The organism is Actinosynnema sp. NPDC059335, assembly GCF_042752395.1.
Lineage (GTDB): Bacteria > Actinomycetota > Actinomycetes > Mycobacteriales > Pseudonocardiaceae > Actinosynnema.
Window position 1 is genome coordinate 1 of record NZ_JBHYXZ010000223.1, and the last position, 10,907, is coordinate 10,907.

Sequence of the window (10,907 nt, forward strand, 5' to 3'; positions counted from 1 at the left end):
CCGTGGGGCGCACCGCCGCCGGGCATGCCGGAGCCCGGCACGCCGGCCGAGCCGGGCATCCCCGGCATCCCGGGGCGCAGGCCGCCGGGGCCGCCGGGGCCGTGGGGGCCGGGACCACCGGGCACGCCCGGCATGCCGGGCAGCCGGCCGGTCGGCACGCCCGGACGCGACCCGGGGCCGGTCGGGACCTTCGGCGGGAGCTGCGGGCCGTTGCCGGGCGGCTTCGGCGGCGTCCACGTGGGCGGCGGCACCGGGGTGACGAACGGGGGCTTGACCGGGGTGTTCACCGGCGGGGTGACCGTCGGCGGCGGGGTCGGGACCGGGGTGCCCGTCGGCGGCGGCGCCCACGTCGGGTTCGTCGTGCCACCCGTCGGCGGGAGCTGCGTGACGCCCGGCACCGGCGTGCCGGTCGGCGGCGGGGCCCACGACGTGTTCGTGGTGCCGCCGCTCTCGCGCGGGGGCGTCCACCTCGGCGTGGCGGTGTAGTTCGCGCTCGAGTTGTTGTACTCGCCCGCGCCGGCCGGCGGCGGCGTGTCGATCACGACCTTCGGCGGCGGGACGAACGTGCCCAGCGTGTTGGCGTTCCACTCGCTGCTGGACTGGTAGTTGTTCATCACCGCGACGGCCTTGGCCTCGGCGTTGTCCTGCGCCGCTTCCTGCCGCTCGTGGTCCTGCTGCTGCTGGATGACGTGCATCATGCCGATCGGGCCGGTCAGCCCGCCGAGGATCTTGTCGCCCAGGGACGGCGCCTCGGTCGTCACCTCGACCGGCTCCGGCATCTCCTTGCGGGCGTTCGCGATGTACTCCGCCTGCAGCTGGGCCGACGCCTCCATCGTGCTCGACCCCTGCTGGGCGTCCGCCGCCCACGCGCCGAGCGGCGACAGCGACGCCTGCGTGGCGTCCGCGGTGTCGCCCTCCCAGCTCGCGCCGAGCTTGGCCAGGCCCTCCTGGATGGAGGTGTCGATCTCCCCCAGGGCCTCGGACAGCGACTTCCAGGAGTCCTCGAGCGGTCGGGACGCGGCGACGCCCGGGCCCTCGTTGATCATCCGGTAGAGATCGGGGTGGGCATACCCGCGCCAGCGGTGGTCACCCATCGTGCTCGCCCCCCTCGGGTGCGTAGGTCAGCAAGGTCAGCCGTTGTTGACGCGTCCCCAGGACGCGGTGTTGTCGCCTTCGACGCGCCGGTAGTCGGCCTCGATCGCGGTGAGCTGGTCGACCACGCCCTTGAGCTGCTCGCGGTACGCCTTGAGCGCGGTCAGGCCGGCGGAGTCACCCGCTTCGAAGGTCTCCTGGTTGAACCGCTGGGCGGTCTCGTCGCTCACCGGGTCGCCCGCCCACGGCTTCGCCTGGAGCTGCTCCATCGCGTCGGAGAGCCTCGCTTCGAGCTGGTTCAACGCGTCCACGAACACCTTGCGCGCGGCCGGGATCGCCGAGGGTTCGATGCTCAACTTGCGCTGCGCCCCGCTGTAGTCGGGCAGCGTCGTCGGCGTCGTTCCCCCGCCACCACCATCCGCGATGAACACGGCACACCCCTCCTCAGTGCTGCACATACCCCAGCGTGTGCATCTGGGACGACTTTAGCTCTGATGCATGACGCGGGTGACCGGTTCCCGTGGCAAAGGGAGTAGTTCTACTCGGCCAACTTCGCCACGACGGCCGCGGCGACCGGCTGGACGACCTGGCACAGGGTGGGGACGTCGGTCTCGCCCACGCTGTTGGCCTGCACCTCGGCGACCTGGCCGTCGGAGACGTCCACCGCGACGGAGCAGGAGACGCCGAGCTGGGTGGTCGACTCGATCAGCAGCGACGGGAAGCCGCCGACCTGCAGTTCCGTCACCTTGCCGACCGAGGTCGCGTAGTCGTCGAGGCCGGCGGTGGTGTCGGCGGTGACGCTGACGAAGTACCGGCGGTCGCCGCGGCTGATCGTGCAGCTCTTCTTGCCGGCCTGGCCGCCTGGCTGCGGCGGCTGGTCCAGCCCGAACTCCGCGCGCTGGGCCTCGGTCAGCAGCGCGCACGGGTCCACGTCGTCCACGTTGACGGTCTTCGGGCGCCGGGCCGGCTCCTCGGACGCGGACGTCGGCCGGGAGGTGGCGCCGTCCGCCGCGGTGGTGGTCGCGGAGGTCGCGCCACCGGGGTTCGCGGACCCGTCCGTCGACTGTGAACAGCCCCCGAGCAGGGCCAGAGCGGCGAGGAGCGGCACGACACGGCGCATGCGCACCAACGTATCGGATCGCCGTCGCCCGCACGGCGCGTTGCGGGCAACGCGACGCGGCCGGCGACAACGCGCGTGGCCGGACGCCGGTACGTAGGGTCGGTCCCGTGGGAGACACGGGACCGGGGCGGATCGAGGACTACGCGCTGCTGTCGGACCTCAGGACGGCGGCGCTGGTGGGGCGCGACGGGTCGATCGACTGGCTGTGCATGCCGCGGTTCGACTCGCCGTCCTGCTTCTCCCGGCTGCTGGGCACCGAGGACGACGGGCACTGGCGGATCGCGCCCACCGGCGAGGTCGTGGCGGTGCGGCGGTCCTACCGGGACGGCAGCCTGGTGCTGGAGACCGAGTTCGAGACCGTCGACGGCGTCGTGCGGCTGATCGACACCATGCCGCCCGAGCAGGACGACTGGGACGCCGACACGCGCGTGGTGCGGGTCCTGGAGGGCGTGTCCGGGCAGGTCGAGATGTCGTTGCGGTGGGTGCTGCGGTTCGCCTACGCCGACTCGGTGCCCTGGGTGCGCCGCGGCGAGCGGGACGGGCGGGAGTGCATCGTCGCGCTCGCCGGGCCGTCCGCGGTCGCCCTGTACGGCGACCGGCTCCCGTACCGGGTGCACGGCAAGCGGGCGCACGAGGCCGAGTTCACCGTCTCGGCGGGCGAGCGGCTGTCGTGGGTGATGGAGTTCGCGTTCTCGCCCGACCGGCCGCCCGCGCCGGTGGACGCGGTGGCCGAGGTGGCCCGGTCCGAGGCGTTCTGGCTCGCCTGGTCCTCCCGCATCGCCTACGACGGGCCGCACGCGGACGTCGTGCGGCGGTCGCTGATCACGCTGAAGGGCCTGTCGTACGCGCCGACCGGCGGGATCGTGGCCGCGCCCACCACGTCGCTGCCCGAGACGTTCGGCGGCGAGCGCAACTGGGACTACCGGTACTGCTGGCTGCGCGACGCCACGTTCACGTTGCTGGCGCTGGACAACTTCGGCTGCACCGACGAGGCGGTGGCGTGGCGCGAGTGGCTGCTGCGCGCCGTCGCCGGCGACCCGGCCGACCTGCAGATCATGTACGGTCTCGGCGGCGAGCGGCACCTGGTGGAGTGGGAGGTCGACTGGCTGCCCGGGTACCGGGGCGCGCGGCCGGTGCGGGTCGGGAACGCCGCCTACCGGCAGCTCCAGCTCGACGTGTACGGCGAGGTGATGGACGCCCTGCACCTGGCCCGCGAGCGCGGTCTCGGCGAGACGCCCGACTCGTGGGCCATGCAGCGCGGGATGATCCGGCACCTGGAGAAGGTGTGGGAGCGGCCGGACAAGGGCCTGTGGGAGGTGCGCGGGCCGGACCGGCACTTCACCCACTCGCGGGTGATGCTGTGGGTGGCGTTCGACCGCGCGGTGCGGGCGGTGGAGGAGTTCGACCTGCCCGGCCCGGTGGACCGGTGGCGCGAGCTGCGCGACGCGGTGCACGCCGAGGTGCAGGCGAAGGGCTGGAACGCCGACCTGAACGCGTTCACCCAGTACTACGGCGGCACCGAGCTGGACGCGGCCACGTTGCTGATCCCGGCCGTCGGTTTCCTGCCCGGCGACGACCTGCGGGTGCTCGGCACCCTCGACGCGATCTCGCGGGTGCTCCGGCACGGCGACCTCGTCGACCGGTACGAGACGTCCCACGGGCAGTCCGAAGTGGACGGCCTGGCCGGGGTGGAGGGCAGCTTCCTGGCGTGCTCGTTCTGGTACGTCGACGCGCTGGCGCTGGCCGGGCGGCGGGACGAGGCGCTGGCGATGTACGACCGGCTCGTGGACCTGTGCAACGACGTGGGGCTGCTGGCCGAGGAGCACGACCCCGGCACCGGGCGGATGTGCGGCAACTTCCCCCAGGCGTTCAGCCACCTGGCGCTGGTCAACAGCGCGGCGGTGCTGTTCGGCGGCCACACCCGCGAGGAGCGCCACCGCGGGGACGCGCCGTGAGGGCCGCGGAGGTCGTCCCGGGCGCGCCGCCGGCGTCGCGCCCGGTGGACGCGCGGGTGGTCGTGGACCCCGCCTAGCGGCGGAGGAGTTCGTCGATCTCGGCGGGCTTCATCGGCTTGGCGAAGAACCAGCCCTGGCCGGTGTCGCAGCCGATCCGGTGCAGGCGCTTGGCCTGCGCCGGGGTCTCCACGCCCTCGGCGGTCACGCCCAGCTCCAGCGCGTGCGCGAGCTGCACGAGCGTGGACACGATCTGGACGTCGACCGCGTCCTCCTCGTCCGCCGCCCGCAGGCCCTCCATGAACGAGCCCGCGATCTTCAGCTCGTGCACCGGCAGGTGCTTGAGGTAGGCGAGGTTCGAGTAGCCGGTGCCGAAGTCGTCGATGGCGATCCGCACGCCCATGTCCGACAGCGCCCGCAACGCCTCCAGCGGCTCGTCGGCGGTGCCCATGATCGCGCTCTCGGTCAGTTCGAGCTGCAGGTGGTTCGGCGGCAGCGCGCACTCGTCCAGGATCCGCTTCACGTCCCGCACCAGCTCCGGGTCGCGGGACTGGCGCACGGCCAGGTTGACGCTCACGAACGGCGCGGACTCGCCGAACTCCTCCAGCCACCGCCGGGCCTGCTCGCACGCGCGCCGCAGCACCCACCGGCCCAGCGGGACGATCAGCCCGGTCTCCTCGGCCAGCTCGATGAACCGGTCCGGCGCGAGCCGCCCGAACTCCGGGTGCTGCCAGCGCACCAGGGCCTCCACGCCCACCACGGTGCTGTCCTCCAGCCGCACCAGCGGCTGGTAGTCCACGTAGAACTCGTCGCGCTCCAACGCCGCCGGCATGGTCGCCGACAGGGTGAACCGGGCGACCTCCTTGGCGTTGCGCTCCGGGTCGTACAGCGCCCACCGCGACTTGCCGTCCGCCTTCGCCCAGTACAGGGTGATGTCCGCGTCGCGCATCAGGTCCGCGGCCGTGGTGCCGGACAACCCGCGCTCGACGATGCCGATCGACGCCGACACGGTCAGCTCGTGCCCGCCGATGCGGATCGGCGACTCCAGCTCGCGCAGCACCCGGTCGGCCACGTCGACGATGTCCTGCGTGTCCTGCGAGCCCTCCACCAGGATGACGAACTCGTCGCCACCCATCCGGGCGACCAGCTTGCCCTCGCCGGACACCGAGAGGTCCAGCCGCCTGCCCACCTCGACCAGCAGCTGGTCGCCGATGTCGTGGCCGAGGCTGTCGTTGATCACCTTGAACCCGTCCAGGTCCAGGTAGCACAGGCCGGCGCGGCGGCGGGCCCGGTTGGCGAACACGCGGTTGAGGCGCTCCAGGAACAGCGCGCGGTTCGGCAGGCCGGTCAGCGGGTCGTGCAACGCCTGGTAGCGCAGCCGGTTCTGCAGCAGGTGGCGGTCGGTGACGTCCTCGATCATCGCCACCTGGTACTGCGGCTCGCCGTGGTCGTCGCGCACCAGCGACAGGGTCAGGTGCGTCCACACCTGCTCGCCGTCGGCGCGGCGGAACCGCTTCTCCGCCCGGTAGTGGTCGCACTCGCCCGCGGTGAGCTGGTCGTACAGCCGCCAGACGCTGCTGCCGTCCTCGGGGTGCATGAGGTCGCGGATGTTGTACTGCCGCATCTCCTCGACGCTGAACCCCAGCATGTCCTGCAACGCCTGGTTCACGTCCAGGATCCGGCCCTCGATGTCGGCGATGCCGATGCCGATGGCCGCCTCGGTGAACATCGCCCGGAACCGCGCCTCGGACGCGCGCAACGCCGCCTCGGCCTGGTCGCGGGCGTCGAGCACGGCCGCGCGGATCGCCTCCTGCTCGGCCAGCGTGCGCTCGCGCAGCGCGCGGGCGTACCCGGCGGCCAGCGCGCCCTGCAACGCCGCCAGCCGGGAGCGCATCAGCTCGTCCGGCTGGATGCCCAGCTCGGCGAGCAGGTCGTCGCCGAGGAGCTGGACGGTGCGGCCCAGCGTGTCGGTGCCGGTGAAGTGGGCCTCGACCAGCCGCGCGCCGATCTCGTAGCCCGGCGCGGTGCGGAACGGGCTGGCGTGCAGCGCCTGCACCAGGACCTCGGTCAACGCCTGGAGGTGCTCGGCGACCTCGGCCCGCGTCATGGGGACGTAGCTGCTCCCGATGACGGCGGTCGCCCAGGTGCGGGCGAAGGACTCCGCCCCGGCCAGTACGGCGGGGTCGAGGTTCGATCGGCCCGGTGCTGCCACCAGATGGTCAACCTGTTCCGTCATGTCCGTCGGCCTACCGCCACAACCGAGAGGATACGGCCGGTCGCGCCGCGCGGTCGACAACCCGGCCGACCCGGCGTCCGACCTCCCGGGCGTCCATCAGGGCTTCCGCCCGACGCCGCCGAAGCTGACGAAGTGCGCGGCGTTCTCGTCCACGTCGTCCGGCGACTCCGGCCGCCACAGCGGCAGCCGCGCCACCCCCGGCTCGACCAGCTCGAACCCGTCGAACAGGGCCTCCACCTCGTGCTTGGAGCGGAAGCACATCTCGCTCACGCCCCGGTCGTAGACCCGCTTCGCCTCGTCCCACGCCGGGTCCCAGTCGCCCTCCTCGAACCCGGCGTGCGAGACGGCGAGGTAGCTGCCGCCGGGGAGGGCGTCGCGGTAGGCCGCCACGACCCCGCCCGGGTCCTCGGCGTCCGGCAGGAAGTGCAGCAGCGCGATCATCAGCACGCCGACCGGCTCGTCGAAGTCGAGCAGCCCCTTGACCTCGGGCGAGGACAGCACCTCCGGGGCGTCGCGCACGTCGGTCTGCAGCACGTTCACCAGCTCGTTGCCGGTGAGGATGGCGCGGCTGTGCGCGACCGCCACGGGGTCCATGTCGACGTACACCACGCGCGCCGACGGGTCGGTGGCCTGCGCGATCTCGTGCACGTTGCCGACCGTGGGGATGCCGGAGCCGAGGTCGAGGAACTGGCGGATGCCCCGCGCCAGCATGAACCGCACGGCGCGCCGCAGGAAGGCCCGGTGGTTGAGCACGACGCTGCGCAGCACCGGCACGTCGGCCAGCACCTTGTCGCCAACCACCCGGTCGACGGCGAAGTTGTGCGCCCCGCCCAGCCAGTAGTCGTAGACCCGCGCGATGCTCGGGCGCGCGAGGTCGACGTCCCCCGGCGCCCAGTTCGGCCGATCCACGCTGTCCACCCGACTGCTCTCCTCGCCGTGCCCGTGCCACACCGTCGCGGTGACACCCACATCATGGGCCAATCCGGTGAGTTGGCCCACTGTCCCTCCCCTGTGGGTTCGGAATCCGCCACCGCCGAGCTGATCACCGGGAAGAATGAATTTCCGGCGGATCCGGGTGGCTCGCGGGCGCGGTGGCCGCGACGGCGGCGACCGGGTCGCGGGTCGTGCGGGGACCGGGCCGGCGGGACGTGCCGGAGCGGGGCCCGACCGGACCACCCGGGGCGTTCCCGCTGGTCGCGGGGTCGTTGTCCGAGGTCGGCGGCGGTCCACTCGGGCACCGGGCGGGCGGCCGCGCGGGCGACCTCCCGGTCGTCCGGCACGCGCCGCGGCGCGTCGGCCGGCGGCGTCACGCGGACGGGGACCGGCGGAACACCGGGGTCGCCGGCGGCGGGCGGCGAACGTGAGGGTCGAACACGTTCGGTGGCGGACGACCGGCGGACGATTCGCTCGATCGGGCGAATGCCCGGTGGCGACGCCGGGTGGGACGGGGCGGCGGGGCCGCCGGGACGGACGGGGAGCCGACGTGCGGGGACGCTGGTTGTTGGCGGCGAGCGTGCTCGCCGCCGTCGTGGTGACGGTCGTGACGACCGCCGTGCTCCTCCTGGTCGACCCGAAGCAGCCCAAGGCCGAGGCGGTCAAGACCGGCGGGCTGGCGGGCGGCGCGGTCGTCGCGCTGTACGCGCTGTGGCTCAACGACCGCCGGCGCCGCACCGAGGAGGCGCGGCACGAGCTGGAGGGCGAGAAGGTCGCCGACGAGCGGTTCGCGCGGGCCGTCGAGCTGCTGGGCAGCGAGGCCGACCAGGTCCGGGTCGGCGCGATGCACGTGCTCGCGGACCTGGCCCGGAGCACGCCCCGGTACAAGCAGACCGTGCTCAGCGTGCTGTGCGCCTACCTGCGGCGGCCGTTCGCGCACGTCGCCCTCACCGCGAAGGCGGAGGACCCGGACCAGGCGTTCTTCGGCGAGGAGCGCGACGTGCCGCCGGAGCAGGACCACGAGATGACCGTCCGGATGACCGCGCAGCGGCTCGTCACGGACCTGCTGCCGTGGGGCGCGGACCCGGACCGGACGCCCTACCAGCTCGACCTGACCGGGGCGAAGCTCGTGCACTTCCGGCTGGAGGGCCGCCGGTTCGGCCGGCTCGTCGCCCGCCGCGCCCGGTTCTACGGCATCACCGCGTTCCGGGAGGTCCAGCTGACCAAGCCCGCCCTGTTCTCCGGCGCCGAGTTCCACGGCCGGGTCGACTTCCGGGACGGGCGGTTCGACGGCGGCATCTCGTTCCAGGACGCCCGCTTCGAGTCGGGGCTCGACGTCACCGGCGCACGGGTCGGCACGTTCCTGCACGTGTCGCCGGAACCGCCGGCCCGGCTGGTCGGCGAGCTGGAGGTGCTGGCCGGCACGGCGTTCCGGGTGGACCCGGCGGGGTGGCGGCTAACCGGCGACGGGCAGACCCCGACCGGCTTCGAGGACCATGTCCAGCAGGACTGACGCTGCCGCGCTCACCGTCGGCGCGGTGACCACGTCGGTGTCGGCGGTCGGCGCGTCGACCAGCTCCACGAACCGCGCCCGGGTCGGCTTCCCCGCGAACGACCGGGGCACCAGCGCCACGCCGAGGCCGAAGCCCACGAAGTCGAGCAGCGAGTGCACGTCGTTGACCTCGACCGCGACCCTGCGGTCCACGCCCGCGGTGGCCAGCGCGCGGTCCACGTCGTCGCGCGTGCCCCAACCCGGGTTGAAGTCCACGAACGCCTGACCGGACAGCTCCGCGAGCCGCACCGACCCGCGCTCGGCGAACGGCAGCTCCGGCGCGCACGCCAACACCAGCGGTTCACTCGACAGGGTGGACACCTTCAGGTCGTCGCCGACCCGCCCGGAGGTGACGAACGCGAGGTCCAGCCGGCCGGCCCGGACCAGGTCGACCAGCTCGCCCGAACCGGCCTGGCGCAGGCGCAGCTCCACGCCGGGGTGCAGCTCGTGGAACCGGGCCAGCACGGCGGGCAGGTGCACGGCGTGCAGGCACTGGATGCTGCCGACGGCCAGCGTGCCGCGCAGCAGCCCCTGCACCGCCGCGACCGCGTCCCGCGCCGCGTCGATCGTGCCCAGCACGCGCCGCGCCTCGACCAGCAACGCGCGCCCGGCCTGCGTCAGCTCGACCTGGCGGGTGCTGCGCACGAACAGCGGCGCGCCCAGCTCCACCTCCAGCGCGCGGATCGACGCGGAGAGCCCCGACTGGGCGACGTGCATCCGCCGCGCGGCACGGGTGAAGTGGCACTCCTCGGCCACGGCCACGAAGTACTCGAGCTGCCGGAGTTCCACGATTCATCACCCGTACTGCTGAATGGCATCAGCTTCTTCTGTTGGACAGCTTAATACGGACCGCCCAAGCTGGAGGGGCACAACCGCGACAGACGGAGGTACGAGCACGATGCTGACTCGCCGTATCGGAGGAGTCGAGGTCAGCGCCATCGGCCTGGGCGCGATGCCGATGTCGCTCGAAGGCCGGCCCGATCGCGCCCGCGCGATCGAGACCATCCGCACCGCGCTCGACAAGGGTGTGACGCTGATCGACACGGCCGACGCGTACTCGGCCGACGACCGCGACTTCGGGCACAACGAGGAGCTGATCGCCGAGGCGCTCAAGGGCGTGGACGGCGTCATGGTCGCCACCAAGGGCGGCCACACCCGCACCCCCGGCGGCGGCTGGGAGGTCGACGGCAGGCCGGAGTACCTGAAGTCGGCGTGCGAGGCGTCGCTGCGCCGGCTCGGCGTGGACGCGATCGACCTCTACCAGTTCCACCGGCCCGACCCGAGGGTGCCGACCGCCGAGTCGGTCGGCGCGCTGGCCGAGCTGCTCGACGCGGGCAAGATCAAGCTCGCGGGCGTGTCCAACTTCGACCCCGCGCAGATCCGCGAGGCCAACGAGATCCTCGGCGGCCGGCTGGCGAGCGTGCAGAACCAGTTCTCGCCCGCGTTCCGCTCCAGCGAGCCGGAGCTGGAGCTGTGCGCGGAGCTGGGCATCGCCTTCCTGCCGTGGAGCCCGCTGGGCGGCATCAGCGCGGCGGGCGAGCTGGGCGACCAATTCACCGCGTTCGCCGAGGTCGGCCGCGAGCACGGGGTGAGCCCGCAGCAGGTGTGCCTGGCCTGGATGCTCGCCAAGGCGCCGCAGGTGGTGCCGATCCCCGGCGCGTCCCGGCCGGCGAGCATCGCCGACTCCGCCGACGCGGTGCACCTGCGGCTGACGGAGGAGGAGCTGAAGCGCCTGGACGGGTGACACCCTGCGGATGCGGCGGTGCGCGTCCGGCCCCACGATCTGGGGCGGACGCACCAGCACCGCCGACCGGATGGGGGACGTTCGATGGCGTCACACACCCTCCACCGCACGATCGGACGCCCTCCGCGACCACCGCGACGCGCGGCCGCGGAGGGCGGAACACCGGGGGGGGGGGGGCGCCGCCCCGCCCGCCGGCCCCGCCGGGGGGGGCCCACCGCCGCCGCCCGGCCGCCGGGCCGGGGGGGCGGGAGGCTGGGGTCTCTCAAATAAACAAATCA

At 73.4% G+C, this 10,907-nt stretch carries 9 protein-coding genes; 3 read left to right on the forward strand and 6 right to left on the reverse strand.

Annotated elements, in window-relative coordinates; all coding sequences use genetic code 11:
• From ACFXGA_RS37565 to ACFXGA_RS37575, 3 genes are all read right to left on the reverse strand, one after another.
• Positions 1-1,094, reverse strand: a 1,094-nt coding sequence (locus tag ACFXGA_RS37565) for a PPE domain-containing protein (protein ID WP_378097063.1), incomplete at its 3' end; no start/stop codon positions are given.
• 36 nt (positions 1,095-1,130) lie between these two features.
• A complete protein-coding gene (locus tag ACFXGA_RS37570) occupies positions 1,131-1,523 on the reverse strand; it encodes a transcriptional regulator (RefSeq protein ID WP_378097066.1) in 393 nt (130 codons plus the stop codon).
• Positions 1,524-1,630: 107 nt separating this feature from the next.
• Positions 1,631-2,212, reverse strand: a complete 582-nt coding sequence (locus tag ACFXGA_RS37575) for a DUF3558 domain-containing protein (protein WP_378097069.1) — start codon at positions 2,210-2,212, stop codon at positions 1,631-1,633.
• 107 nt (positions 2,213-2,319) lie between these two features.
• Between ACFXGA_RS37575 and ACFXGA_RS37580 the strand changes: the two genes are divergently transcribed.
• Positions 2,320-4,167, forward strand: a complete 1,848-nt coding sequence (locus ACFXGA_RS37580) for a glycoside hydrolase family 15 protein (RefSeq protein ID WP_378097071.1) — start codon at positions 2,320-2,322, stop codon at positions 4,165-4,167.
• 73 nt (positions 4,168-4,240) lie between these two features.
• Here ACFXGA_RS37580 and ACFXGA_RS37585 read toward each other — a convergent pair whose 3' ends face one another.
• Together ACFXGA_RS37585 and ACFXGA_RS37590 are read right to left on the reverse strand one after the other, a co-directional pair.
• Positions 4,241-6,400, reverse strand: a complete 2,160-nt coding sequence (locus tag ACFXGA_RS37585; RefSeq protein ID WP_378097074.1) for a putative bifunctional diguanylate cyclase/phosphodiesterase — start codon at positions 6,398-6,400, stop codon at positions 4,241-4,243.
• Positions 6,401-6,496: 96 nt separating this feature from the next.
• The gene (locus tag ACFXGA_RS37590) at positions 6,497-7,318 is read right to left on the reverse strand and encodes an SAM-dependent methyltransferase (RefSeq protein WP_378097077.1); all 822 of its coding nucleotides are present in this window, start codon (positions 7,316-7,318) and stop codon (positions 6,497-6,499) included.
• A 565-nt stretch (positions 7,319-7,883) separates the two neighbouring features.
• Between ACFXGA_RS37590 and ACFXGA_RS37595 the strand changes: the two genes are divergently transcribed.
• Complete coding sequence (locus tag ACFXGA_RS37595; RefSeq protein ID WP_378097080.1) at positions 7,884-8,846, forward strand: pentapeptide repeat-containing protein; 963 nt, start codon at positions 7,884-7,886, stop codon at positions 8,844-8,846.
• Here ACFXGA_RS37595 and ACFXGA_RS37600 read toward each other — a convergent pair.
• Positions 8,790-9,674, reverse strand: coding sequence for a LysR family transcriptional regulator (locus tag ACFXGA_RS37600; RefSeq protein ID WP_378097083.1), 885 nt, complete (start codon positions 9,672-9,674; stop codon positions 8,790-8,792). The two genes, ACFXGA_RS37595 and ACFXGA_RS37600, sit on opposite strands and share 57 nt — an antisense overlap.
• 109 nt (positions 9,675-9,783) lie before the next feature.
• Between ACFXGA_RS37600 and ACFXGA_RS37605 the strand changes: the two genes are divergently transcribed.
• Positions 9,784-10,629, forward strand: a complete 846-nt coding sequence (locus tag ACFXGA_RS37605) for an aldo/keto reductase (protein WP_378097086.1) — start codon at positions 9,784-9,786, stop codon at positions 10,627-10,629.
• Positions 10,630-10,907: the final 278 nt, after the last annotated feature.